Annotated in this window: 1 protein-coding gene; it reads right to left on the reverse strand. The window is 65.4% G+C overall.

The features are described from left to right. A partial coding sequence (locus tag KO539_RS29880) for a hypothetical protein (RefSeq protein WP_219313998.1) occupies positions 1-370 on the reverse strand: 370 nt, incomplete at both ends.

The raw sequence follows: 370 nt of genomic DNA on the forward strand, positions 1-370 counted from the left end.
ATCCTGCGTGGCGGCAATCACGCCGTCGGTATTGTTGACCGCATTGACACTTTTCAGGTCCAGCGACGCCGTCGAGGTGATGCGGCCCTTGCCGCTATTATCGATGCTGCCTGCCTGCACCAGCAGCTGGCCATTGCTGGCCAGCTCCCCTGCCTGGCTGTTATCGAGCTGTCCCCCAACCGTCACCTGCGCCGTGCCGGCGCCGGTCTGCAGCAGCTTGCCGCCCTGGTTGTCCAGCTGGCCCACCTGCACGGCCAGCTGGCCCGCGCTCAGGGTGCCTTTCGCGTTCTGCAGGGTTTGCTGTTCCTGGTTGTTGGCCGTGATGCTCAGCAGCCCCGGCGTACTCACCACGGCACCCGCCGTGCTGATA

It is taken from the genome of Janthinobacterium sp. NKUCC06_STL, from assembly GCF_019345455.1.
Lineage (GTDB): Bacteria > Pseudomonadota > Gammaproteobacteria > Burkholderiales > Burkholderiaceae_D > Janthinobacterium > Janthinobacterium rivuli.